Origin of the sequence: Tessaracoccus sp. MC1865 (assembly GCF_017815535.1) — a bacterium.
Lineage (GTDB): Bacteria > Actinomycetota > Actinomycetes > Propionibacteriales > Propionibacteriaceae > Arachnia.
Genome location: NZ_CP072596.1, coordinates 2,881,568 through 2,905,264 on the forward strand (window position 1 = coordinate 2,881,568; position 23,697 = coordinate 2,905,264).

Here is a 23,697-nt window from a genome sequence, read left to right on the forward strand (position 1 = left end):
TCAGACCACCGCGGCGGCGGTGGGGCGCTCGAAGCCGGCGAGGTAGTCCTTCTCGTCGGGGAGCACCGGGTCGCGGAGCGGATCGCGGGAAGGGCGCACGACGTCGGCAACCACCTCGGCCAAGATCCACACCTCCACCGCGACGTGCAGGAGGATGGCCGCCCAGTAGAGCATGAACGGACCGTTCTGGTTGGTGGTCAGCCACCCGCCGAGCCACCCCCAGATGGCGATGTAGTAGGCCACCTGGGTGATGGACAGGGCGATCAGTTCAGGCTTGTACGGGCGGGCCAGCACGAGCGCCAGCAGCAGCCAGAGGGCGGACTGCGGCGGGAACGCGGGGCCCATCAGCAGCGTGGCGAAGACCACCACCGCCACCATCGAACCCACCCGCGGCCGCTTCTGAGCCACGTACAGGTAGGCGATGAAGGCGCCCAGCGCCAGAAGCAGCACCACGAAGAGCAGCGGCCCGGACTCCCGCAGCTGCAGGCCGAACATCAGCTCGAGGACGTACCAGAGCGAGCCGTAGCTGGTGCCCTTGTTGATCTCGCCGTGGTAGTACAGGTAGACGCGGTCGAAGTTCTGGAGCAGCAGCGGCAGGTGCACGGCGAAGAACGTGACCAGGGCCGGCGCGATGAACGCGGTGGCCCTGCGCCAGCCTCCCCGAAGGCCCAGGCTGACGAGTACCGCCAGGATCACGCCGATCGGCATCGTGCCGGCTGAGGCGGCCAGGCCGAGCACGATGCCCGCCTCCAGCAGCCGCCCGCGGGCCACCTGCACCAGGCCGAGCGCGGTGAACGCCACCGGGACCAGGTCCCAGTTGACGAGCCCCACGGCCAGCACCACCGGCGAGGCGGCCACGATCAGGGCGTCCCAGGACGGGCGTCCGGGCCTGCGACGACCCAGCCAGGCGACACACGCCACCAGGATCAGGAAACAGACGAAGAGCCCCAGCACCGTCAGGCCGAAGAAGACGACGCTGGAGTCCACCTCGTCGGCGAGGCTGGCGCTGCGGCGGATGGGCGCATCGAACAGCACCGTCGCCGTCTTGCGCGTGACCAGGATGGCTGCGGCGATCAGCGGCGCGAACAGCATCGTCGCGCTGCCCAGTGGCGAGTTGCCCCGCCCGAAGCCCTGCCCCAGCCACGACGACTGGATGTCGGTGTAACAGAGCACCTTGTACATGTCGATCTGCTGGTGCGCCGTGGTCTGGACGCACGGCACGTGACGCACGAACAGCACCAGGAACACGGCCGTTGCCAACAGGAAGGCCCACGGCAACGGGTTGAACCAGATACCCCGCGGGTTGGCATGACGGCCCATGGGGCCCCCGAGGCCGGGCAGCAGCGCGTTCTTCACGCGCTCACTGTAGCCGCCCCGACGTTTACGGCTCCGTCGTCACCGCGTCCTGCACAGCCGCGGTGACCGTCGGCGACGGCGCCACCGTCGGCTCCGCGGTGGGTTCCGGCGCCACGGTGGGGGCCGGCTGTTCGGTCTCCTCCTTGGTGGGCTTCGGCTTCGGTTTCGGTTTCGGAGCCTGCGTGGTGGCCGGGGGCGTCGTCGCCGGCGCCTCCGTGGTCTCCGCGACGGTGGGCGTGGGCGACGGCGTGGGCTCCACCGTCGGCTCCTCCGAAGGGGTCGGCGACGGCGTGGGGGTGGGGGACGGCGTCGGCGACGGGGTGGGTGACGGCGAGGGCTCCTCGCTGGCCGGCGGCTCGGACTCGTCGGTCGTCTCGCCCTTGTCCGCCTTGATGTCCTTGGGCTCGTCGAACTCCTCCACCGGCATGCCCTCGGTGGCGCGGGCCATGTAGGACACCCAGGTCATGAGCGGATAGCTGGAGCCGAAGAACGTCCGGTCCTGGGGGCGCTTGTAAGGCTCGAGGTCCTCGTTGCCCCCGTCGCCGGCGACGTACATCACCGCCGTCGAGATCTGCTTGGTGTAGCCCACGAACCAGGCCGACGTGATGGCGTCCTCGACGCCGTTGGTGCCGGTCTTGCCCGCTACCGGGCGGCCCAACTCCTGGGCGCGACGACCCGTGCCCTCCTGGACGACGGAGCGCAGGGAGTCCGTCACGTTGGCGGCCACGTTGGCGTCGATGGTCTGTTCGTTGGCGGGCTTGGCCTCGTAGACCACCTGCCCGTCGCGGTCCAGGACCTGCTTCACGATGTGGGTGGCGTTGCGCTGGCCGGAGTTGGCGAGCGTGGCGTAGGAGTTGGCCATGTCGACGGGGCTGACCTCGCCGAAGCCCAGCGCGATGCGGTTGCCGGATTCCTCCCAGGCGGGCCCGGTGGGGGCACCCGCGTCGTTGGCGGCCTTGATCACTTCCTGCTGGCCGTTCTCCATCTGCTCGGTGAGGTCGACGAACGCGGTGTTGATCGAGTCCGCCGTCGCCTTGCGCAGCGTGACCGGGCCGTACTGGTTGCTGAACTCGTTGCGGACGGGCTGGGTGTCGCCGCGGGGGGTGAAGGTGTCGCCCTTGAGGATGGACTGCAGGGAGAACCCGTTGCGCAGGCCCGCGATGGTGGCGAACGGCTTGAAGGTCGACGCGGCGGGGCGCTTGGTCAGCGACCAGTTGCGGGAGCTCTTCACGTAGTCGGCGCCGCCGTAGAGCGACAGCACGCCGCCGCTGGCCGTGTCGACGGAGGAGATGGCCACGTGCAGCTTGGACGGGTCAGGCGTGCCCTCCGCGTCGGCCGCGGCCTGAGCGGTGTAGCGCTGGGCCTCCTGGATGGCGGCCTCCTGCATGGGTTTGCTGAGCGTGGTGACGATCCTGAGGCCGCCGCCCTGGATCTCCCCCTCGGAGAAGCCGTTGGCGAGCAGTTCGTCCTCGACCATCTTGATCAGGAAGCCCTTGGGGCCGCCGTAGCGGTCGTTGACCGGCACCTCGGGGAACGTGGGCAGCGCGGGGCGCGCCGCGTCGTGCTCGGCCTGCGAGATGGCGCCCATCTCGAGCATGCCGTCCAGCACGTACTGATAGCGACCCAGCAGCCTGTCGAGCTTCTCCTGGCCGCCCGAGGGGTTGAACCCGGCGGGGTTGTTCAGGATGGCCGCGAGGGCGGCGGACTCGCCGACGGTGAGGTCCTTCGAGTCCTTGAGGAAGTAGGACTTCGCGGCGGCCTGGATGCCGTACGCGCCGCGGCCGAAGTAGATGGTGTTGAGGTAGCCCTCGAGGATCTCCTCCTTGGGCATCTCACGGCCCATCTTGGTGGCCAGGAACAGCTCGCGCACCTTGCGCGACATCGTCCGGCTGGAATCGAGGTAGAGGATCTTGATGTACTGCTGCGTGATGGTGGAGCCGCCCTGCACCTCGCCGCCGCGGGCGATCGACCAGGCGCCGCGCAGCATGCCGGGCACCGAGAATCCCGGGTCCTCCCAGAAGGACCGGTTCTCCGCCGCGATGACGGCGTCCTTCATCAACTGCGGCATCTCGTCGTAGGGGATGGTGACGCGGTTCTGCACCGCGAGCGACCCCAGCTGGTTGGCGCCGTCCTGGTAGTAGAGGAACGTCGTGTTGGTGGTGAAATCCGAGTTCGGGTCCGGCAGGTCCGTGGTGTTGTAGAGGTACGCGAAGCCGCCGATGCCCACGAGGCCACCGATGATGAACAGCACCAGGGCGGTGATGCCGATGCGCCCCCAGATCTTCCGGGCGCGCGATTTCTGCGCACCCTTCTTACCCGCAGTACGCTTCGCCGCAGCCTTCTTGCCAGTCGTGGCCATGTGTCCCTCTCACCGTTGACAACCACGCCGACCCCGCAGAGCCGACCCTTTCCAGGGTAAGTGTCGCGCTCAAGCAGACCGAATCGGGGCTTTGGGCCGAGCCGCGGGTCGGGCAGAGTGAAGTTGTACAGCGGAGTCGATGCACAACTCAGATATGCCTCGGCATGCCTGGCGGGTGGCCCGTCAGAGCGACGGCGGCTTCATCCCGCCGGGCAGGATCGGGCCGCGGATCCCGGCCTCCGCCAACGCCCGTTGGGCGCGGGCCCGCACGGCACGCATGGGCGCCCACTGCTGGTTGGGGCCGGTCTTGATCAGCACCTGCACCGTCATGGTGCCGCCCTCCATGGCCCCCACGCCCAGCACCGTCGGCGCCTCGAGCAACTGCTCGGCGAACTCCGGCTCCTCATCCATCCGTCCGACGGCGGCGCGCAGCAGGTCCTGCACCTTCTCCGGGTCCTCGTCGATGGCCACCGGCACGTCGATGGTGGCGGTGGAGAAGCCCTGCGACACGTTGCCGAGCGTCAGCACCTCGCCGTTGCGCACGTACCAGACGGTGCCCGTCGCGTCCCGCAGCTTCGTCACGCGGAGGGTGACCTCCTGGACGGTGCCGGTGAGGTCGCCGACGCGGATGAGGTCGCCGACCCCGAACTGGTCCTCGGCCAGCATGAACACCCCGGAGAGGTAGTCCTTCACCAACGACTGGGCGCCGAAGCCGAGAGCCACGCCGCCGACACCGGCCGACGCGATCAGCGGGCCCATCGGCACGCCGAACGTGGCCAACACGGTGAGGAGGACGACCACCAGCAGCACGATGTCGACGACGTTGCGCAACAGCGAGCCGAGCGTCTCCACCCGCTGGCGGTGCCTCTCGGCGCTGACGCCGCTGGCGCGGGCGAGGATGCGCCGGGCCCGGGTGCCCAGGTCGTCACCCACGGCACGCTCGCGCGAGGCGAGGCTCTTGACCGTGCGGCCGATGGCGAACATCAGGACGAGGCGCAGGATGAGCGCCACCGCGATCACGATGCCGGCCAACAGCAGCTTCTCCCAGAAATCAGGCATGGCCACATTCTGCCCTGCGCGCGAAGGGTAGAATCGACGCCCGTGCCCAGCTTGACCGCCGCCCAGACCAACGCGATGCAGGAACTCCTGCGCATCGCGCCCGTCATCGATGACCTGGGCAGGCTGTTCCGCAACGCCGGCCACGAGTTGTACCTCGTCGGCGGCTCGGTGCGCGACGCGCTGCTCGGCCAACTGGGTCACGACCTCGACTTCACCACCTCCGCCCGCCCGGACCAGACGCACGCGCTGCTGAAGAAGTTCACCCCGTCGACGTGGGACATCGGCCGCGACTTCGGCACCATCGGCGCCCACAAGAAGACCGCCGACAGCGAGTGGCAGATCGAGATCACCACGTTCCGGGCCGACATCTACCGCAGCGAGTCCCGTAAACCCGAGGTCAACTTCGGTGACGACATCGACGGCGACCTCGTGCGCCGCGACTTCACCATCAACGCCATGGCCATCAACGTGGCCACGCGGCAGTTCGTGGACCCGTACGGAGGCCTCGAGGACCTCGCCGACGGCCTCATCCGCACCCCCGGCACACCCGAGGCCAGCTTCTCCGACGACCCGCTGCGGATGATGCGCGCCGCCCGGTTCGCCGCCCGGCTGGGCTTCACCGTCGCGCCCGAGGTGGTGCAGGCGATGAAGGACATGGCGGAGCGGATCGGGATCGTCTCGGCCGAGCGCATCCAGGCCGAGCTGACCGGCCTGCTGCTGACCGACCAGCCCCGCGAGGGCATCGACCTGCTGGTGCGCACCGGGGTGGCGGAGATCATCCTGCCTGAGCTGCCCGCGCTGCAGCTCGAGATCGACGAGCACTCCCGGCACAAGGACGTCTACGAGCATTCGCTGACCGTGCTGGACCAGGCGATCGAGCTCGAGAAGGCCCGCGGCCACGAGCCGGACATCGTCAACCGCCTGGCCGCGTTGCTGCACGACATCGGCAAGCCGCCCACCCGCCGCTTCGAGGCGTCGAAGGTGACGTTCCACCACCACGACGTCGTCGGCGCGAAGATGGCCACCAAGCGGCTCAAGGCCCTGATGTACCCGAACACGGTGGTGAAGTCCGTGGCCAAGCTGATCGACCTCCACCTCCGCTTCCACGGGTACGCCGACGGTGAGTGGAGCGACTCGGCGGTGCGCCGGTACGTGCGCGACGCGGGCGACGAACTCGAGCACCTGCACATCCTGACCCGGGCGGACTGCACCACCCGCAACGTGCGCAAGGCCACCAAACTGCGCCGGGCCTACGAGGAGTTGGAGTGGCGCATCGACGAGCTCGCCGAGCAGGAGGAGCTCAGCGCGCTGCGTCCCCACCTGGACGGCACGCAGATCATGGAGATCCTGGACATCAAGCCGGGCCGCGAGGTGGGCGCCGCCTACGCGTTCCTGCTCGAACACCGCACGGAGAACGGGCCCATGGACCACGACGACGCCGTCGAGCTGCTGAAAAGCTGGTGGGCTGAGCGCAACGCTGGTTGAGCCCGTCAGCGTGTGACGGGTCCCGGCATGTACCTGGACTATCGCACCTTGACTCGCGCGACGTGGCTCCTATCGTTGGCGCTCGCTCGTGCGCGCAGCATCCACGGCCCCTCGAGGATTTCCCGCCTTGGGCCAATCCGGCACGGTTTTGTCAGTGCTGTCTATTTTAATAGTGTGTATGGACGACATGCGTGATCTGGGGCAGCGGTACATCGCCGCGCTCTGGGACGCCGTGCCCACGTTCAGCACCGGCCACGACACGGTCGATCGGCTCGCCGGCATGGTGGCCGCGGTAGCCGAGGCCGAAGCCCAGCTGGCCGGGCTGCGGCTGCACCTCATCCACGAGGCCCGGCTCGCCGCCGCCGCACCCGTCATCGACCAGGTACGCCACTCGGTACGCACCACCACCGGCCAGGCGGTCGCCTCCCTGAAACTCGCCACAGACCTCGCCGAGCGGTTCCCGCTGATCGCCGCCGCCCTCCACGAAGGCGTCATCTCCCTCGCCCAAGCCGAGGGCATCATCGACGGCCTGCGGAAACTCCCCCGCTCCCTCACCCGCGCAGACCTGGCGAAGTGCCAGGAAGCCATCCTCGAACACGTCGACACCCTCGGCCCGGCCGAACTGCGCGCCCTCGCCACCCGCCTCCACGAACTGGTCGACCCCGACGGCGCAGACGCCGCCGCGCAACAACGCCTCGACGCCCAAGACCGCGCCGCCCTGCGCAACCGGTACCTGCGTTTCACCCCAGACCACCACGGCGGCACCAGAGTCACCGCGCTGCTGCCCACCGCCCACGCCCACCTGCTCGAGGCGCAACTCGACGCCATCGAGCCGCCCCTGTCCTCCTACCGCGAGGCAGGAGAACTGCCCAGCCGGGAGGTCCGCCGCGCCGATGCCCTGGTGCTGCTGGTCTAGGCCGCCGCCGCCACCGGGCAACTGCCCGCCCACGGTGGGGACAGGCCGCAGGTCACCGTCACCCTGAACTACGACACCCTGCTCACCGGGCTCGGCAGGGCCGGCATCGTGGGCGCCGACGATCTCGACGGGCTCTCCGCCGGCGACGCCCGCCGGTTGGCCTGCGACGCAGACCTCATCCCCGCCGTCCTCGGCGGGACCTCCCGCCCACTCGACGTCGGCCGGAAGCATCGCCTGTTCACCCCCGCCATCCGCACCGCACTCATCCTCCGCGACGGCGGCTGCGCGTTCCCCGGCTGCACCGTCCGCCCCGCCTCTTGCGAAGCGCACCACATCATCCCGTGGTGGGCCGGCGGTGAATCCTCGATAGTCAACGCAGTCCTGCTGTGTCCACACCACCACCGCCTCGTCGAGCCAGACCCGCAACAATCAGCCGAATCGCAGTGGCAAGTGCACCTGGATCCGGACACAGGGATGCCGTGGTTCACCCCACCCCGGCACATCGACCCAGCCCGCACACCACGACAACACCCCCGCCACCTACTACGCGAACTCACCCCGCCGCCCAAGGCACCACCCTGCCCTGATGGAGCACATTCTGACGCGCCGAGCTTGGAAGAACTCCTCTCGCGCAGCGCGGAGGTATGGCATGCGGCTGGAGGCGGGTTTTCTCCCGGTTCCCTGGACTTATCCGCGCCGGTTGCTGAATGATGGGGCGCGAGATCAGGAGGGCACATGATCAACTGGACCGCCGCCGACGGTGCGCTGAGCGCAGAGGTCGCGGGCTGGGCGCTGGACAGCGCCACGGACGCCATCATCGTGATCGACGAGGACGGCCTGGTGCGCGCCTGGAACCGGGCGTGCGTGGACCTGTTCGGCTGGTCGAAGGAGTACGCGCTGGGGCGCGACGTCGACTTCATGATCCCGCTGAAACTGCGCGAGGCGCACCACCGGGGCTTCTCGTCCGCGATGCTGCGCGGCGCGCTGGCGTCGGACGGCCAAGCCCGCCGCACCAAGTCGCTGCGGGAGGACGGCGGGAGCGTCTACATCGACATGACGTTCGCTGCGCTGCGCAACGACCAGGGCGAGATGGTGGGCGCGGTCGCCGTGGCCAGGCCCGCGTCGGAGCGCGACATCCCCACGCACGGCCGCAAGCGCTACACCGGCCCGCTGGTGGACGTGACGTTCGACTCCGCGCTGTGCAACCACAACGGCCAGTGCGTGCGCACCATGCCCGAGGTGTTCAACACGGCCAACCGTCCGTGGATCAACCCGTCGGTCGCCGATGACGCCGAACGCGAAGAGCGCCTCCGCACCACCGTGCGCAACTGCCCGACGGGGGCACTGCAGCTCGCTGAGGTCGGCTCCCCGGACGAGGACCCCGCGGCCGGCTGACTGGAACGCCTCCATGAGTGGGGACCCCGGAGTCCTTCAACTCCGGGGTCCTCATTCAGGTGTCAGATCGCCTTCGGGGGTCCTTCGTGAGCGCTGCGCTCGTCCCTCGCTTGCCGGTTTTCAGGAACCGGCCGAGTACAACTTCGGGCCGTCGCTGTCGCCCGAGGTCGGCTCAGAGCCGGTACGGAACATCACGATGTTGTTGAAGACCCACTGGTTCGACTGGCTGAAGGCGTAGCCCCCGCCCGGCTTGGCGGTGGCCGCGTACACCGTCGTCCACGTGTAGCTGCGGCACGCGCCGCGGCCTGTGGCGGCGGTGTCGCACTCGGTGCGCCACTGGCGCCCACCCGAGGTGGACACCCCGTCGTCGGTCGCGCCCGCGTCGCCGAGCGGGTTGCCCTTCCACGCCGCCCGCGTCATGTAGGGCAGGTACGTCAGGTTGTTGAACGCCCAGGCGTTCTCGCGGACGTACTCGCCACCCCGGACCCGGACGATCGTGGCCCAGATCTCCGTGCGGCACCGCTCGGTCTGCGAGTAGGGCTCGCAGGTGGTCATCCACTGGCGGCCGTTGAGCTCGAAGACGCCGGGCGCCGTGTATGGCGGCTTCGGCTCGAAGCGCCCCGGAGTGCTCGGCGTGGCCCGTCGACGATCCGCTCGATGGCGTTGGTCTGGCACTGGCCCAGTCTGGCGGACCGCGCGGGCGTGCCCGGCAACGTCTCCGACGCGTAGGGCTCCACGCCCAGCCACGTCAGGTAGCGGCCATAGGCCTCCTGGAGGAAGGTGTCGAAGCGGGTGTCGCCCACCTTCGGGATGTACCTGTCAGCCACCGGGGTCAGACTGTTGAGCCCGTCCACGCGGTAGGTGGTGGTGGCCTTCTTGCGCTCGGCCGCCGAGGCGAGGAACGACGCAGCCGCACCCGATCCGTCGTCGGCCGCCAGCTCTTCGAGCCCAACGGGCACAAAACAAGGGCCCTGGTAGACCAGGGCCCTTGTCAGAGGCGGTTGGACGGGATCAGCGTTCGTTGATCGGCCGGTAGTCGCGTTCCTTCTCACCGACGTAGATCTGGCGCGGGCGGCCGATCTTGCGATGCGGGTCCGCATGCTGCTCACGCCACTGCGCGATCCAGCCTGGGAGCCGGCCGAGAGCGAACAGAGCGGTGAAGTGCGACGCGGGGAAGCCCATCGCCTCGTAGATCAGGCCCGTGTAGAAGTCGACGTTCGGGTACAGCTTGCGCTCGATGAAGTACTCGTCGTTCAGCGCCGTCTCCTCCAGCTCCAGGGCCATGTCGAGGAGGTGGTTGTTCTTGTCAGTGCTGCGCAGGAGCGTGTCGGCGTGGCCCTTGATGATCTTGGCCCGCGGGTCGTAGTTCTTGTACACGCGGTGGCCGAAGCCCATCAGCTTCACGCCGGACTTCTTGTCCTTCACCTGGGACACGAAGTCCTTGATGTTGAGGCCTTCGGCGCTGATCTCACGCAGCATCTCGAGGACCGCCTGGTTGGCGCCGCCGTGCAGCGGGCCGGACAGGGCCGCCACACCGGAGCTCATGGAGGCGTAGATGTTGGCGTCTGCAGAGCCGACGAGGCGCACCGTCGAGGTGGAGGCGTTCTGCTCGTGATCTGCGTGGAGGATGAACAGCGTCTCGAAGGCACGTACGACGTCGGGGTCGATCTCGTACTCCTCCGACGGCGTGCCGAAGGAGAGGCGGAGGTAGTTCTCGACGTAGCCCAGCTTGGTCTGGGGGTAGAGGAACGGCGCGCCGATGGACGACTTGTAGGCGTAGGCCGCCAGCGTCGGCATGGAGCCGAGGAGCCTGAGCGACGACTCCTCCACATGCTCCGGGTTGTGCACGTCGAGGTGTTCGCGGTGGAACGCACCCAATGCGGTGACACCGGCAGCGAGCACCTGCATGGGGTGGGCCCCCCGCGGGAAGCTGCGGTACAGCTCACGGAGTCGCTCGTCGAGGGTCATGCGGCGGGAGATCTTGCCGTAGAACTCGTCGAGTTCTGCCTGGGTGGGCAGTTCGCCGTAGATGAGCAGGTAGGCCACTTCGATGAAGGTGGCTTTCTCTGCGAGCTGTTCGATGGGGTACCCGCGGTACTGCAGGATCCCCTTGTCGCCGTCGATGAATGTGATGGCCGAAGTGCACGACGCTGTGTTAACGAAGCCAGGGTCCAGGGTGGTGAGCCCCGTGCTCGACAGCAGTTTGCTGACGTCGAAACCGTTGTTCCCCTGTGTGGCCTCCACGATCGGCAGATCGAGCTCGAGATCCCCGTATTTGAGGACTCCGTTGTCGGTCATGCGTATGCCTTTCCTTCTACCCCCGTGCGACCGTCGTGGGCGCCGGTGTGGGTTCCTATGGCTGCGCCCCCACCTTACAACTTGGATCGAGTCCACAAAATCGATCGTCCAAGTCTGGAGGGGTCCCACCAAAACGAAGGGTCCGCCCCCGAAGGAGCGGACCCTTATTGTTGAGTTCTAATCAGAGACCGTCGTGCGATTCAGCGCGGTGCACCGTCTCGCCCGTGTTGGGATCCTGGACGGTGCGGGCCTCGGTGACGCGGGTGCGCTGCGAGGCCAGAAGTGCCCAGATGAGCCCGATGACGCCGGCGGCGATCAGGATGTAGCCGATCATGTCGAGGCTGACGTAAGGCACCTCAGCATCGACGGCCCACACCAGGATGGCGCCGATGGCCATGAGGATGATGCCAGAACCGATTCGCATGGTTCCTCCTTGTTTCAGTTTCGCGTGGACGGCAGCCCACATAATCACCGTAACGCCTTTCCACGGGCAGGTATATGGGTTTCTCTCATACTTTTGGGTGTGTTGGCATGGGTTCACCGAAAGTTAACTCGCGCGCGTTAATCTGCGCTGGTGAGCACATCCGCAATCCCAGACATCACGCCGTCGCCCGAGACGACCGGTGCCCTTTCCTCGGCGCAGGCCAGTAAGGGCAAGGTCTTTTCGTGGGCACTGTGGGATTGGGGAACACAGCCTTTCGCCACGGTCATCACCACCTTCGTCTTCGCGGTCTACCTGACCAGTTCGGCCTTCGGCCCGAAGGACGAGGTCACGATGAAGCTGGCCTGGGCCACGGGGATCGCCGGGCTGTTCATCGCCCTGTTGGCCCCGGTGCTGGGCCAGGGATCAGACCGTTCCGGCAAGCGGATGTTCCACCTCAGATGGCAGACCTGGTTGCTGGCCGCCATCTGCGCCGCGATGTACTTCGTGGCGCCCGCCCCCGAGTACTTCCTGCTGGGCGCCATCCTCTTGGGCGCGGGCAACGTCGTCTCCGAGATCGCCAACGTCAACTACTACGCGGCCATCGACCAGGTGTCGACCCCGCGCAACGTGGGCCGCGTCTCCGGCCTCGGATGGGGCCTCGGCTACCTGGGCGGCATCTCCATCCTGCTGCTCATCATCGCGCTCATGGGCTCCGGCTTCGACGCGGACCAGGTGCGCCTGTCGATGCTGCTGTGTGGCGCCTGGACGCTGGTCTTCTCCATCCCGATCTTCATCGCGATCAAGGACCGCCGGCCGGCGCATCCCGCGCCGTCGCTGGGCATCGTCGGCTCCTACCGGGCCCTCTTCAGCTCCATCAAGCGGCTGTCCCGCACCGCGCCCAACACGCTGTTCTTCCTGATCGCCGCAGCACTCTTCCGCGACGGGCTGGCCGGCGTCTTCACCTTCGGTGGCGTGCTTGCGGCCGGCACCTTCGGGTTCGAGTTCAGCGAGGTGGTGATCTTCGGCGTCGCCGCCAACGTCGTGGCCGGCGTCTCGACGATCCTCTTCGGCCTGCTCGACGACCGCCTCGGCCCCAAGAGCGTGATCATCGGCTCGCTCGTCGCGCTGGTGCTGCTCGGGCTGGGGGTGTTCGTGTTCCACGACGGCGGCAAGCCCGTGTTCTGGGGCCTCGGCCTGGCCATGTGCCTGTTCGTGGGCCCGGCGCAGTCCGCCAGCCGTTCCTTCCTCGCCCGCCTCATCCCCAAGGGCATGAGCGGCGAGATGTTCGGCCTCTACGCGACAACGGGCCGGGCCGTGAGCTTCCTGGCCCCGCTCATGTTCGGCCTGGCGATCGCGCTCGGGCTCGCGGTGACGGGCGCCGGCGACGAGGAGTCCGCGCAGCACTGGGGAATCCTCGGCATCGTCCTGGTGCTGCTGATCGGCCTGATCGTGGCGCTGTTCGTGAAGGAGCCGCCGAAGCACACGCTGCCTCCCGAGGACGAGCTCGTTGCCGCCCGCGTGGGCTGACCCAGGACGGGGCCGCGCGCCCCGTCGGGTGATTACGCTGGGGCGATGCACCTGACGAGCACCTCGATCGACGTCCACGGCTTCCATCTGCAGGCCCTCACGTCCACCGGTGACCACGCTCGCACCCTCGTGCTGGTGCACGGGCTGGGGGTGGCGTCCAGCTACTTCGAGCCGTTGGCCGAGGCGCTGGGGCGCAGCGGCCGGCTGGTGCTGCTCAACCTGCCCGGCTTCGGGCCCACCCCAGAGCCGGACCAGACGCTCCGGATCGCCGAGTTCGCCACGTTGGCCCGCCGCGCGGTGGCCGAGCTGGGGGTCGAGGGGGCCGTGTGGATCGGGCACTCGATGGGTGCCCAGGTGGTCGTCGAGGCGGAGGCCCAGCAACCCGGGCTCTGCTCCCGCATGGTGCTGCTGTCGCCGGTGGTCGACCGCACGAGCCGCCGGGCGCGCACCCTCGTGCGCCAGTTCAGCCAGTCGGCGCTGAAGGAGAAACCCAGCTCGGCCGCCGCGTCGGTCCGGGCCTTCCTCAGCTGCGGGCCGAAGTGGATGTGGCAGATCTTCCCCGCGATGCTGAACTACCCCATCGAGGACCGGATCTCCCTGACCCACGTCGAGACGCTGCTCGTGGCGGGCGAACTCGACCTGATGGCGCCGCGCCGCTGGCTGGAGGAACTGGCTGATCGGGCCGGCGGCCGCGCCCAGGTCGCCGTGGTGCCGGGCGCGCACCAGGCGATGCACACCCACGCCGAGAGGGTGGCCGAGCTGATCCTGGCCTCGTCCGGGCCCGAGGACCCCACATCTGGATCCGGGGTCCGGGACGACGCCGCATCTGGATCCGGCGGGGCTGCGCCCCACCCGCCTGTCTCGGCCTGGTCGGTACTCCGCAGCCCCCGGTCGGTCCGGGTCGCCGCCCAGGACTGGGCGGTGGCGCTGCGCGACCAGTACCTCTCGCTCCGCGCCCGCAGGGACGAGACGTCCGGCACCCCAGGCGACTGCACCGGCCCCGCCGTCGTCCTCATCCCCGGCATCCTGGAGAACCCGCGATACCTGGCGCCGTTGCAGCAGTGGCTCGTCTCCCACGGGCACACGGTCCACCAGTTGCCGGCGCTCGGCTGGAACCTGCGGGGGCTCACCGCGTCCGTCAACCAGGGCCTCGACGCGTTGGAGTCGCTCGAGGTGCGCGACGCCGTCGTCGTCGCCCACTCCAAGGGCGGGCTCATCGGCAAGGCCATGCTGCTCAGCCCCAGATCCGACGGCGTGCTGGCCGGCATGGTGGCCGTGGCGACGCCGTTCAGTGGCTCGCAACTCTGGAACCGCCTGCAGCGGATGTTCCTGCTGCGGCGCTCACCCCTCGGGCTGTTCCACCCGGAGCACCCGGAGCTCGCGGCGCTGATCGCCGAGCGGGAGGTCAACCGTCGGATCGTGTCGCTGGCCCCGGCGTTCGACCAGATGATCCCCGGCGGCTCGCATCTCGACGACGCCACGAACGTCACGCTCAGCGTCGAGGGCCACTTCCGCCCCGTGAGCGACCCGACGGTGTGGGAGGTCATCCACGCCCACCTCCATCAGTTGGCCGACCACTAGCCCCACCCCCGGAAGGGAAGCGACTCACGCGGCGCTCACCCGTCGTGATCGAAACGTGACCTGAAACCCTTGACAGGCCCTCTGCGCACAGGGCACGATCCTCATACCTGAATCACCTTTCATGTTCAGCGGAAGGAACCCCATGCGGACAAAGAAGCCCGTACTCGCAGCAGTAGCTGTGGGCCTGTCAATGATGCTGGCCGCCTGTGCGCCCAGCACCACTCCCGCTCCGGCCGACACCACGGCCAGCGGCGCCACCACCTCAGAGAGCGCCGGGGGCGAAACCACCTCCGGCGCCAGCGGCAGCGCGTCGGCCGAGGCCTCGGAGAGCGCCTCCGAGACCGCCACCGGCGATCCGGTGAAGGTCGCCATCATCTACTCCAAGACCGGTCCTCTCGCCGCCTACGGCGAGACCTACTACCAGGGCTTCCAGGCAGGCCTTGACTACGCCACCGACGGCTCCGGCGCAGTCGACGGCCGCGAGCTCGAGATCACCTACACCGACGACGGCGGTGACCCCGACAAGGCGGTCGCCGCGGCCAAGGAGGCCATCGGCAACGGCACCCAGATCATGGGCGGCACGGTTTCCTCCGGTGTCGCCGGGCCGCTCGCCGAGCAGGCCGAGCAGAACAAGGTGCTCTACATCTCCGGCCCGGCCGCGGCCGACGCCATCACCGGCATCAACCGCTACACGTTCCGCTCCGGCCGCCAGTCGCTGCAGGACGTCGCCACCACCTCCGGCCAGATCTCTGACGGTTCCAAGGTGCTCGTGTTCGCGCAGAACAGCGCGTTCGGTCAGGGCAACGTGGCAGCCGCCAAGGCGATCCTGGAGCCCAAGGGCGCCGTCGTCTCCGAACTCCTCGTGCCGGAGGCCGAGACCGAGTTCACGCCGTTCGCGGCCCGCATCCTCGACGCGAAGCCTGATCTGGTCTTCGTCGCCTGGGCGGGAGCCACCTCCGGCGCGATGTGGCAGGCGCTGTCGCAGCAGGGCGTGCTTGAGAGCACCAACGTGATGACCGGCCTCGGCGACCTCTCCACCTACGGCGCGTACGGTGAGGCCTCCGACAAGATCAACTTCCTCAACCACTACTTCCCCGGTGCCCCGGACAACGAGGTCAACGACGCGATGGTGTCGTTCCTCGACGAGGGTGGCCACAAGGCCGATCTGTTCTCGCCCGACGGTTTCGTCGCCGCGCAGATGATCGTCCAGGCAGTGCGCGAGGGCGGCGGAGACGACGTCGAAGAGATGATCGCCTCGCTCGAGGGCTGGGAGTTCGACGCTCCGAAGGGCCCCCAGCAGATCCGTGAATCGGACCACGCCATGATCCAGCCGATGTTCGTGGTGAAGCTCAAGGACGAGGGCGGCCAGTGGGTGCCTGAGCTCGTCGAAACCATGGACGGCGCCGACGTGGCCCCGCCGGAAGCGTCGTGAGCGGATCCTAATGATGCAAGAGACAGCTGTGGGACCAGCGCTGGAGGTCCGGGACCTCTGCTGGCAGGTGGGCGGCGCACGCATCGTGCGGGACGTGAGTCTGGCCGTCGCCCCCGGGGAGATGGTGGGGGTCATCGGCCCCAACGGTGCGGGCAAGACGTCGCTGTTCAACCTGATCAGCGGCATCAATCCGGTCAGCAGTGGCCGGGTGCTCCTCCTGGGCAAGGACGTAACGAAACACTCAGTGGCGTCCCGGGCCAGGGCCGGCCTCGGCCGCACCTTCCAGACCTCCAGCCTGTTCCCACGGTTGTCCGTCCTGGAGAACGTGCGGCTCGCGGCGCAACAGCGCCTCGGCGGCTCGCTCTCCATCCTGAAGTTCCCGCGCAGCGCCGACGACGCCACCCGTCTTGCCCGCGAGATGCTCGACATCGTGCAGTTGGGGTCCCGCCGCAGCTTCGCCGGCGACCTCAGCCACGGCGACAAGCGCAAGCTCGAGATCGCCGTCCTCCTCGCCCAGGACCCCAGCGTGATCCTCCTCGACGAGCCCATGGCTGGCGTGGCCCACGCCGACGTGCCGGGGCTCACCGAGGTCATCCGCGACCTCAACAACTTGGGCAAGACCGTCATGATCGTCGAACACCACCTCGAGGTGGTGCTCGGCCTGGTCAGCAGGGTCGCCGTCATGCACCACGGCGAACTCCTCGCGTTCGACGAGCCCGGCGCCATCATGGCCACCCCGACGGTGCAGTCGGCCTACCTGGGAGACATCGCATGAGCCTGCTCACCGTTGAGCACCTCCGCGCCACCGTCGGCGGCCAGCAGGTCGTCGAGGACATCACGTTCGAGGTGCCCGCCAGCGGGGTCACCGCCGTGCTGGGCCGCAACGGCGTCGGCAAGTCGTCGACCCTCAAGGGCATCCTGGGCCTCTACGACCGCACCGGCACCGTCACCTTCGACGGCGAACGCATCGACCACGAACCCACCCACCGCATCGTCCAGCGCGGCATCGGCTACGTGCCGGAGGACCGCGAGGTCTTCAGCATGCTGACCGTGCACGAGAACCTCACGCTCGCCGCGCGCCAGGACGAGCCGCGGTGGGAGTTCGTCACCCAGCTCTTCCCGGAGCTCAAGCAGCGCGCGCAGCAGCGGGCCGGCACCCTCTCCGGCGGCCAGCAGCAGATGGTCTCGCTCGGCCGCGCGCTGATCAACGACAACCGGCTCCTCCTCATCGACGAACCGACGAAGGGGTTGGCGCCGAAGATCGTCCAGGAGGTGGCCGCCGTCCTCGACGAGGCCGCCCGCACCGTCCCGATCCTGCTGGTGGAACAGAACCTGCAGGTCATCAACCGTCTCGCGAGCCGCGTCATCGTCATCGACTCCGGCCGCGTCGTCCATACCGGCGACGCCCGCGAACTGCTCGACGACACCGAACGTGTCCAGCGGTTCCTCGGCGTCCATGGGGAGGCCACGAAGTGAGCACGCTCGTCCTGTTGACCTTCACCGGGCTGGGCCTCGGCGCCCTGTACTTCCTGGTGGCCTCCGGCCTCAGCCTGATCTACGGCCTGATGGGAGTGTTGAACTTCGCCCACGGCTCGTTCCTCACCCTCTCCGCGTTCGCCGGGTTCGAGGTGGGCCGACGGCTGGGTGCCGGCACGTTCGCCGGCTTCTTCGGCTCCATCCTGGTGGGTGCGGTTGTGGGCGGTCTCTTCGCCGCGGCCACCGAACTGCTGCTCATCCGGCCGCTCTATAAACGCCACATCGAGCAACTGCTCGTCACGGTGGGCCTGTCCCTGGCCACCGTGGCGCTGTTCGAGGGCATCTGGGGCCCGGACCCGATCTTCCTGGATTCCAGCGGCTGGCTGCGCGAGACCACCGAGATCCTCGGCGCCCGCATCCCCAACGACCGCTTCGTCACCATCCTGGCGGCGCTCATCGTGCTGGGTGGCCTGGTGCTGTTCCTCAACAAGACGCGCTACGGCCTGATCATCCGCGCCGGCGTCGAGAACCGCTCGATGGTCACCGCGCTCGGCATCGACGTGCGCAAGGCGTTCACGCTGGTGTTCACCATCGGCGGCATCGCGGCCGGCATCGGCGGCGTGCTCGCCAGCCACTTCTTCGGCTACGTCTCGCCGCTGCTCGGCGGTTCGCTCCTGATCTTCGCGTTCATCGTCACCGTCATCGGCGGCATGGGGTCCCTCGCCGGGGCGGCCATCGCGTCGGTGCTGGTGGCGCTGCTCCAGCAGTTCGCCAACTTCTACCTCGGCGTCGGCGACTTCATCGTGGTGCTGCTGCTCGGCGTCGTCCTGCTCGTCCGCCCCCAGGGCCTCCTCGGAAAGGCCGCAGCATGAAGAGGCTCCTCCCCCGCGAAGGCCGCGGTTACCTGATCGCCCTTGTCGTCGTCGTCGCCCTGTTCGTGGCGCCGCTGCTGGCCATCCCCGGCCTCGGCATCCTGCCCGGCCCCACGTATTCGGCCGGCTCCATGCACCTGATGGCGTTCACCATGCTGATGGTGGCCGTCGTGCTGTCCTACCACCTGATCTTCGGCGTCGCCGGCCTGCTGTCGTTCGGCCACGCACTGTACTTCGGCGTGGGCGTCTACGGGCTGGCCATCGTGCTGCGGAACACAGAGCTGCCGCTGCTGGCGGCGGGGGCCGTGGTGCTGGTCATCGGCATCTTCGTCGCCAATGTGCTGGGCGCCATCAGCCTGCGGGTCAGCGGCATCTCGTTCGCCATGGTGACGCTGGCGTTCGCGCAGGCCGGCAACGTGCTGGTGCGCCGCAACCCCGGTCGCCTCACCGGCGGCGAAGAGGGCCTGTCCATGGCCAGCGACAACGTGCCGGACTTCCTCATCGGCGTCATCAACACCCGCAACCTCTACTGGGTGGCGCTGGTCACCGTCGCCGTCGTCTACGTGATCGTCGCCTGGATCGAGAACTCCCGCCTGGGCCACAACGTCGCCGCGGTGCGCGAGAACGACACCCGGGTCCGCGTGCTGGGCGGCCGCCCGTACCTGGTCAAGCTCATCGCGTTCGCCGTCGGCGGCACGTTGGCCACGTTCACCGGCATGGTGTTCCTGCTGCTCCAATCCGGCGCCTCCGCGACGGCGGTGTCCACCGAGTTCACCATCTCGCTGCTCACCATGGTGGTCCTCGGCGGCGTGGGCTCGCGGTGGGGAGCCGTCGTCGGTGCCATCATCTACACGCTGCTGAACCAGCGCCTCAACGCGCTGGCCAGCTCGCCGGCGATCGCGGACCTGCCGGCCATCCTGCGGATCCCGTTGTCGGAGCCCATGTTCATCCTGGGCACGTTGTTCATCCTGATCGTGCTGTTCCTGCCCGGCGGCGTGTCCGGCACGCTCAACCGCCTCGCCGGCCGCCGACGCGGGAACGACCCGCGCGAGGCGCTGGAGGACATCGCGTGAACACCGACCACACGATCGACCGCTGGCTCACCGACAGCGCCCGTTCCTACCCGGACCGGGTGGCCGTCGACGACCGCGGCGTGGGCACCACCTACGCCGGTCTGGAGCGCCGCGTCGGGCGGTTGTCGGAGCGGCTCACCCGCGGGGGCTACCGCGCGGGCGACCGCATCGCCACCGTCACCGGCAGCAGCACCGATCACGTGGTCTGGTTCTTCGCCTGCGCCCGCCTGGGCATCGCGCTCGTCCCGCTGTCCTGGCGTTCGGCGCCGGCGGAACTGGCCCACGCCCTGAGGGTCGCCGATCCGATGCTGGTGGTGGTCGAGGACGCCTACGCCACCGTCGCGGGGGAAGGGCTGGCCCTGCTGCCGGAGCCCATCAACACCGCCAGGTTCGACACCTACGGCGTGCCGCCCCGCGCCCACCACACGCCTGCAGGGCCGCGCCGCGGGCCGCACAACGACGACCCCCTGCTGATCATCTTCACCTCCGGCAGCACCGGCCGCCCCAAGGCCGCCGTCCTCACCCACGACACGTGCTTCTGGACCAACCTGTCCTTCTCGCGCGTCGTGCCGTTGAACCGCGACGACGTGGTGCTCTCGGTGCTGCCCCAGCACCACGCCGGCGGGTGGAACGTGCAGCCGCTGCTGGCCTGGTCGGTGGGTGCCACCGTCGTGCTGGAGCGCACGTTCGACGCCCGCCGCATCCTGCAGCTCATCCCCGCGCGCGGCATCACCGCCATGATGGGCGTGCCCACGCACTACCGGCGGCTCAGCGAGGAGTACACCTTCGCCGAGACCGACCTCTCCACGTTGCGCACCGCAGTCGTGGGCGGCGCCCCCGCCTCCGCCGCCGTGCTGCGCACCTGGCACGCCCGCGGCGTGCGACTCACCCAGGGCTACGGGCTGACCGAGGCCGGACCCAACGTGCTGTGCCTCCCGCCCGAGGACGCCCTCGAGCGGGTGGGCTCGGCGGGCCGCCCGTACCCCCACGTGGAGGTGGCGCTGGCAGAGCCGGTCAACGGCGAGCCCGTCGTCGGGCCGGCCACCGGGGAGCTGCTGGTGCGGGGGCCGGGGCTGTTCGCCGGCTACCTCGGCGACCCCGTCGCCACCGACGACGCGCTGCGCGACGGCTGGCTGCACACCGGCGACCTCGCCACCCGCGACGAGGCCGGCTACTACTCCATCCTCGGCCGCACCGACGACGTGTACATCTCCGGCGGCGAGAACATCGCCCCCGTCGAGGTGGAGGAGGCGCTGCTGACGCATCCCGCGGTCGCCCAGGCCGCAGTCGTGGGCGTGCCGGACGACATCTGGGGCGAGGTCGGCCACGCCCACGTGGTCCTGCGCCCGGGCGCCACCGTCGACAGCGCCGAGCTGATCGCCCACGTGCGGGCGCAACTGGCCGCCTTCAAAGCCCCGGCGAGGATCACGTTCGCCGACGCCCTGCCCACCGCCGGCATCGACAAGGTCAGCCGCCGGGCACTGAGAGAAGAGAGTCGCCGATGACGACCATCACCCCCCGCACCGCCCGCGGTGAACGCACCAAGGCCAAGATCCTGGAGTCGGCGCGCACCGCGTTCGCCACCCATGGGTACCACGAGGCGTCGATCGTGAAGATCACCGAGGGCGCGGGCGTCGCCATGGGCACCTTCTACCTCTACTTCCCCGGCAAGGCTGAGCTCTACCACGAGGTGGTCGTCGACCTGAACCGTCAGCTGCGCAACGCCATGCGCCAGGGCAGCGACGGCGCCGCCAACCGGCTCGAGGCGGAGCGCGGCGGGTTCCGCGCCTACTTCGACTTCCTCGCCGAACACCCCGAGGTCTACCCCCTCATCCGCGAGGCCTGGTTCGTGGCCCCCGACGCGATGCGCACCCACTACACCCGCATCTTCGAGGGCTACGCCGAGGCGTTGGCCGATGCGGCAGGGCGGGCTGAGATCTCGGTGGCGAACCCGGAGGTGGCTGCGTGGGCGCTGATGGGCGTCGGCGAAGTGGTGGGCATGCGCTACCTCAGTTGGGACGCCGGCCACCCTGCCGCCAAGATCCCCGACGACGTGTTCGAGGCCGTCATGGACTTCGTCACCAACGCACTGCAACCTCGAGGAGGACACGCATGAGCACCCCACTGAGCGACCGGAAGGCGCTCGTCACCGGCGGCGCCAGCGGCATCGGGCTCGCCTGCGCACAGGCGTTGGCCGTCGACGGCGCGCGCGTCGTCGTCGCTGATCTCAACGAGGCCGCCGCACGCGCGACCGCCGAGGAACTGGGCGGCGAGGCCTGGGTCGTCGACCTGTCCGACACCGCCGCGCTCGAGGACCTGAGCCTCGACTGCGACATCCTGGTCAACTGCGCCGGCATCCAGCGGGTCTCCCCCATCGAGGAGTTCGACCCGGCCGCGTTCCGGCTGCTGCACCGCATCATGCTGGAGGCGCCGTTCCTGCTCATCCGCGCTGCGCTGCCGCACATGTACTCGCAGGGGTTCGGCCGCATCATCAACATCTCGTCGGTGCACGGCCTGGTGGCCTCGCCGTTCAAGGCTGCCTACGTGTCGGCCAAGCACGGCCTGGAAGGGCTGTCGAAGGTGACGGCGCTGGAGGGCGGCCCGCACGGGGTCACCTCCGTGTGCGTCAACCCGGGTTACGTGCGCACCCCGCTCGTCGAGGGCCAGGTGGCGGACCAGGCCAGGACGCACGGCATCTCCGAGGCCGAGGTGATCGAGAAGGTGATGCTGGTGCAGCCGGCCGTCAAGGAGTTCGTGGAGCCCGGCGACCTGGGCGCCCTGGTGTCGTTCCTCGCCGGCCCGCACGGCCGCATGGCCACCGGCGCCAGCTATGTCATGGACGGCGGGTGGATCGCGCGATGAGCCGCCGAGACGTCACGGTGCCCGGCGGGCTCTACTGCCACGTCTGGGAACCCTCGGCCGACCCCGTCGGCACGGTGCTCGCCGTGCACGGCATCACCTCGTCATCGCGCGCCTGGGAACCATTGGCCCGGCACCTGCCCGGGTGGCGGATCGTCGCCCCGGACCTGCGCGGGAGGGGGCGGTCGAACGCCCTGCCCGGGCCGCACGGGATGGCACAGCACGCCGACGACGTGGCCGCCGCGCTGGAGCACCTCGGCATCCACCACGTGCTGCCAGTGGGGCACTCGATGGGCGGGTTCGTCTCCGTGACGCTCGCCCACCGGCACCCGCAGCTCATGGACCGGCTGGTGCTCGTCGACGGCGGCCTCCCGCTGCCGATGCCCGAGGGCCTCGCCCCGGAGGACGCGCTGCAGGCGATCCTCGGCCCAGCCGCGCAACGGCTGTCGATGACGTTCGACTCCCCCGAGGAGTACGTGGCGTTCTGGCAGCAGCACCCCGCCTTCGCCACGTGGACGCCGGACGTGGAGCGCTACGTCCGCTACGACCTGCACGGCGACGAGGCCCCCTACCGGCCCTCCACCAGCTACGACGCCATGGCCGGCGACTACCAGGACCTGGTGCGCGCCGAGGGCAACACGTTCCTCGACGCGCTGCAGGGCCTGGCGGTGCCGACGGTGTTCCTGCGCGCCGAGCGGGGAATGATGGACGAGCCGGGCGGGCTCTTCCCCGCTGACTACGCAGCCCGGTGGGCGGCCCGGCTGCCCGAGTTCACCGTCGTGGAGGTGCCGGGGGTCAATCACTACACGATCACGTTGTCGGAACGCGGAGCCGCCGTGGTCGCCGATGCCGTGCTGCACCAGGAGGTGGCCCCATGACCAAGGTCCGGACCAACATCGCCGAGGCGCTGACGGAGCACCTCTTCGACGGGATGACGCTGGCCGTCGGAGGCTTCGGGTTGTCCGGCAATCCGGTGGACCTGATTGAGATCGTCCGGGATTCGGGCGTCCGGGACCTGACCGTGGTGTCGAACAACATGGGCGTCGACGGCGTGGGCCTGGGCATGTTGCTCGACAACAAACAGGTCCACAAGGTGCTGGCGTCCTACGTTGGCGAGAACAAGACGTTCATGGCGCAGTACATCAGCGGCGAACTGGAGGTGGAGTTCGTGCCGCAGGGCACCCTCGCGGAGCGGCTGCGTGCGGGCGGGGCCGGCATCCCCGCGTTCTACACAGCCACCGGCGTGGGCACGATCATCGCCGACGGCAAGCCGGTGCAGACCTTCGACGGCCGGGAGTACGTGCTGGAGCGCGCCATCGTCGCCGACGTGTCGCTGGTGCACGCCCACACCGCCGACGTCAGCGGCAACCTGGTGTTCAACCGGACGGCCCGCAACTTCAACCCCAATGTCGCGACGGCGGGGCGGGTGACGTTCGTTGAGGCCGAGCACATCGTCGAACTGGGCGGCATCGACCCCGACGCCGTGCACCTGCCGGGTGTCTACGTGCACCACGTGGCGCAGTATTCCGGGCGCGAGAAGCCCATCGAGCAGCGCACCGTGCGTGCGCGTCAGGAGGCTTAGACG

General features: G+C 69.1%; 22 protein-coding genes and 1 pseudogene. 16 read left to right on the forward strand and 7 right to left on the reverse strand.

Going from position 1 to position 23,697, the window contains the following annotated elements; all coding sequences use genetic code 11:
- The 3 genes from J7D54_RS13385 to J7D54_RS13395 form a co-directional block, all read right to left on the reverse strand.
- Window positions 1–1,356 carry a glycosyltransferase 87 family protein gene (locus J7D54_RS13385; protein WP_182763219.1) on the reverse strand — a complete coding sequence of 452 codons (1,356 nt, stop codon included), beginning with the start codon at window positions 1,354–1,356 and terminating at the stop codon, window positions 1–3.
- 25 nt (window positions 1,357–1,381) lie between these two features.
- Complete coding sequence (locus J7D54_RS13390) at window positions 1,382–3,715, reverse strand: transglycosylase domain-containing protein (RefSeq protein ID WP_182763218.1); 2,334 nt, start codon at window positions 3,713–3,715, stop codon at window positions 1,382–1,384.
- A 183-nt stretch (window positions 3,716–3,898) separates the two neighbouring features.
- Window positions 3,899–4,774: a mechanosensitive ion channel family protein gene (locus J7D54_RS13395; protein ID WP_182763217.1), complete on the reverse strand. Its 876-nt coding sequence runs from the start codon at window positions 4,772–4,774 to the stop codon at window positions 3,899–3,901.
- 75 nt (window positions 4,775–4,849) lie between these two features.
- On the opposite strand from J7D54_RS13395, the gene J7D54_RS13400 reads away from it, so the two are divergent.
- From J7D54_RS13400 to J7D54_RS14335, 4 genes and pseudogenes are all read left to right on the forward strand, one after another.
- A complete protein-coding gene (locus J7D54_RS13400) occupies window positions 4,850–6,259 on the forward strand; it encodes a CCA tRNA nucleotidyltransferase (protein WP_182763379.1) in 1,410 nt (469 codons plus the stop codon).
- Window positions 6,260–6,539: 280 nt separating this feature from the next.
- Window positions 6,540–7,439, forward strand: a pseudogene (locus tag J7D54_RS14330) (DUF222 domain-containing protein); the annotation flags it as partial.
- Window positions 7,440–7,886, forward strand: coding sequence for an HNH endonuclease signature motif containing protein (locus tag J7D54_RS14485; RefSeq protein ID WP_371811097.1), 447 nt, complete (start codon window positions 7,440–7,442; stop codon window positions 7,884–7,886).
- A 24-nt stretch (window positions 7,887–7,910) separates the two neighbouring features.
- Entirely contained in the window at window positions 7,911–8,570 is a 660-nt protein-coding gene (locus J7D54_RS14335) for a (4Fe-4S)-binding protein (protein ID WP_245244029.1), read from the forward strand.
- Window positions 8,571–8,690: 120 nt separating this feature from the next.
- Here the strand turns inward: J7D54_RS14335 and J7D54_RS13420 are convergent, their stop codons facing one another.
- The 4 genes from J7D54_RS13420 to J7D54_RS13435 form a co-directional block, all read right to left on the reverse strand.
- Window positions 8,691–9,125 carry a hypothetical protein gene (locus J7D54_RS13420; protein WP_182763214.1) on the reverse strand — a complete coding sequence of 145 codons (435 nt, stop codon included), beginning with the start codon at window positions 9,123–9,125 and terminating at the stop codon, window positions 8,691–8,693.
- On the reverse strand, window positions 9,122–9,529 hold the full coding sequence (locus J7D54_RS13425; RefSeq protein ID WP_182763213.1) for a hypothetical protein: 408 nt from the start codon (window positions 9,527–9,529) through the stop codon (window positions 9,122–9,124). The genes J7D54_RS13420 and J7D54_RS13425 overlap by 4 nt, the downstream gene beginning before the upstream one ends.
- Window positions 9,530–9,581: 52 nt before the next feature.
- The gene (locus J7D54_RS13430; protein WP_182763212.1) at window positions 9,582–10,868 is read right to left on the reverse strand and encodes a citrate synthase; all 1,287 of its coding nucleotides are present in this window, start codon (window positions 10,866–10,868) and stop codon (window positions 9,582–9,584) included.
- 181 nt (window positions 10,869–11,049) lie between these two features.
- Window positions 11,050–11,292 carry a DUF6458 family protein gene (locus J7D54_RS13435; protein WP_182763211.1) on the reverse strand — a complete coding sequence of 81 codons (243 nt, stop codon included), beginning with the start codon at window positions 11,290–11,292 and terminating at the stop codon, window positions 11,050–11,052.
- A 150-nt stretch (window positions 11,293–11,442) separates the two neighbouring features.
- Between J7D54_RS13435 and J7D54_RS13440 the strand changes: the two genes are divergently transcribed.
- The 12 genes from J7D54_RS13440 to J7D54_RS13495 all read left to right on the forward strand — a co-directional run bounded on the left by J7D54_RS13440 (window position 11,443) and on the right by J7D54_RS13495 (window position 23,694).
- Window positions 11,443–12,819: an MFS transporter gene (locus J7D54_RS13440; RefSeq protein ID WP_182763210.1), complete on the forward strand. Its 1,377-nt coding sequence runs from the start codon at window positions 11,443–11,445 to the stop codon at window positions 12,817–12,819.
- 45 nt (window positions 12,820–12,864) lie between these two features.
- Window positions 12,865–14,400, forward strand: a complete 1,536-nt coding sequence (locus J7D54_RS13445; protein WP_182763209.1) for an alpha/beta hydrolase — start codon at window positions 12,865–12,867, stop codon at window positions 14,398–14,400.
- A gap of 142 nt (window positions 14,401–14,542) precedes the next feature.
- Window positions 14,543–15,832 carry a substrate-binding domain-containing protein gene (locus J7D54_RS13450; protein WP_209455149.1) on the forward strand — a complete coding sequence of 430 codons (1,290 nt, stop codon included), beginning with the start codon at window positions 14,543–14,545 and terminating at the stop codon, window positions 15,830–15,832.
- Window positions 15,833–15,845: 13 nt separating this feature from the next.
- On the forward strand, window positions 15,846–16,607 hold the full coding sequence (locus J7D54_RS13455) for an ABC transporter ATP-binding protein (RefSeq protein WP_182763208.1): 762 nt from the start codon (window positions 15,846–15,848) through the stop codon (window positions 16,605–16,607).
- On the forward strand, window positions 16,604–17,308 hold the full coding sequence (locus J7D54_RS13460; protein WP_182763207.1) for an ABC transporter ATP-binding protein: 705 nt from the start codon (window positions 16,604–16,606) through the stop codon (window positions 17,306–17,308). The genes J7D54_RS13455 and J7D54_RS13460 overlap by 4 nt, the downstream gene beginning before the upstream one ends.
- Window positions 17,305–18,180 (forward strand): branched-chain amino acid ABC transporter permease, encoded by an 876-nt coding sequence (locus J7D54_RS13465; RefSeq protein ID WP_076061496.1) that lies wholly within the window; start codon window positions 17,305–17,307, stop codon window positions 18,178–18,180. The genes J7D54_RS13460 and J7D54_RS13465 overlap by 4 nt, the downstream gene beginning before the upstream one ends.
- Window positions 18,177–19,253 carry a branched-chain amino acid ABC transporter permease gene (locus J7D54_RS13470; protein WP_182763206.1) on the forward strand — a complete coding sequence of 359 codons (1,077 nt, stop codon included), beginning with the start codon at window positions 18,177–18,179 and terminating at the stop codon, window positions 19,251–19,253. The genes J7D54_RS13465 and J7D54_RS13470 overlap by 4 nt, the downstream gene beginning before the upstream one ends.
- Window positions 19,250–20,758 (forward strand): class I adenylate-forming enzyme family protein, encoded by a 1,509-nt coding sequence (locus J7D54_RS13475; RefSeq protein WP_182763205.1) that lies wholly within the window; start codon window positions 19,250–19,252, stop codon window positions 20,756–20,758. Before J7D54_RS13470 ends, J7D54_RS13475 begins: the two co-directional genes overlap by 4 nt.
- A complete protein-coding gene (locus tag J7D54_RS13480) occupies window positions 20,755–21,369 on the forward strand; it encodes a TetR/AcrR family transcriptional regulator (protein WP_182763204.1) in 615 nt (204 codons plus the stop codon). The genes J7D54_RS13475 and J7D54_RS13480 overlap by 4 nt, the downstream gene beginning before the upstream one ends.
- Complete coding sequence (locus tag J7D54_RS13485; protein ID WP_182763203.1) at window positions 21,366–22,115, forward strand: 3-hydroxybutyrate dehydrogenase; 750 nt, start codon at window positions 21,366–21,368, stop codon at window positions 22,113–22,115. Before J7D54_RS13480 ends, J7D54_RS13485 begins: the two co-directional genes overlap by 4 nt.
- Window positions 22,112–22,990, forward strand: a complete 879-nt coding sequence (locus tag J7D54_RS13490; RefSeq protein ID WP_182763202.1) for an alpha/beta fold hydrolase — start codon at window positions 22,112–22,114, stop codon at window positions 22,988–22,990. The genes J7D54_RS13485 and J7D54_RS13490 overlap by 4 nt, the downstream gene beginning before the upstream one ends.
- The gene (locus J7D54_RS13495; protein WP_182763201.1) at window positions 22,987–23,694 is read left to right on the forward strand and encodes a CoA transferase subunit A; all 708 of its coding nucleotides are present in this window, start codon (window positions 22,987–22,989) and stop codon (window positions 23,692–23,694) included. The genes J7D54_RS13490 and J7D54_RS13495 overlap by 4 nt, the downstream gene beginning before the upstream one ends.
- Window positions 23,695–23,697 lie beyond the last annotated feature (3 nt).

Bases quoted from the DNA above. Each gene is read 5' to 3' on its own strand.
- J7D54_RS13390 (WP_182763218.1), bottom strand. From the start codon at position 3,715: ATGGCCACGACTGGCAAGAAGGCTGCGGCGAAGCGTACTGCGGGTAAG.
- J7D54_RS13395 (WP_182763217.1), bottom strand. From the start codon at position 4,774: ATGCCTGATTTCTGGGAGAAGCTGCTGTTGGCCGGCATCGTGATCGCG.
- J7D54_RS13400 (WP_182763379.1), top strand. From the start codon at position 4,850: ATGCAGGAACTCCTGCGCATCGCGCCCGTCATCGATGACCTGGGCAGG.
- J7D54_RS14335 (WP_245244029.1), top strand. From the start codon at position 7,911: ATGATCAACTGGACCGCCGCCGACGGTGCGCTGAGCGCAGAGGTCGCG.
- J7D54_RS13420 (WP_182763214.1), bottom strand. From the start codon at position 9,125: ATGACCACCTGCGAGCCCTACTCGCAGACCGAGCGGTGCCGCACGGAG.
- J7D54_RS13430 (WP_182763212.1), bottom strand. From the start codon at position 10,868: ATGACCGACAACGGAGTCCTCAAATACGGGGATCTCGAGCTCGATCTG.
- J7D54_RS13435 (WP_182763211.1), bottom strand. From the start codon at position 11,292: ATGCGAATCGGTTCTGGCATCATCCTCATGGCCATCGGCGCCATCCTG.
- J7D54_RS13445 (WP_182763209.1), top strand. From the start codon at position 12,865: ATGCACCTGACGAGCACCTCGATCGACGTCCACGGCTTCCATCTGCAG.
- J7D54_RS13450 (WP_209455149.1), top strand. From the start codon at position 14,543: ATGCGGACAAAGAAGCCCGTACTCGCAGCAGTAGCTGTGGGCCTGTCA.
- J7D54_RS13455 (WP_182763208.1), top strand. From the start codon at position 15,846: ATGCAAGAGACAGCTGTGGGACCAGCGCTGGAGGTCCGGGACCTCTGC.
- J7D54_RS13460 (WP_182763207.1), top strand. From the start codon at position 16,604: ATGAGCCTGCTCACCGTTGAGCACCTCCGCGCCACCGTCGGCGGCCAG.
- J7D54_RS13470 (WP_182763206.1), top strand. From the start codon at position 18,177: ATGAAGAGGCTCCTCCCCCGCGAAGGCCGCGGTTACCTGATCGCCCTT.
- J7D54_RS13480 (WP_182763204.1), top strand. From the start codon at position 20,755: ATGACGACCATCACCCCCCGCACCGCCCGCGGTGAACGCACCAAGGCC.
- J7D54_RS13485 (WP_182763203.1), top strand. From the start codon at position 21,366: ATGAGCACCCCACTGAGCGACCGGAAGGCGCTCGTCACCGGCGGCGCC.
- J7D54_RS13490 (WP_182763202.1), top strand. From the start codon at position 22,112: ATGAGCCGCCGAGACGTCACGGTGCCCGGCGGGCTCTACTGCCACGTC.
- J7D54_RS13495 (WP_182763201.1), top strand. From the start codon at position 22,987: ATGACCAAGGTCCGGACCAACATCGCCGAGGCGCTGACGGAGCACCTC.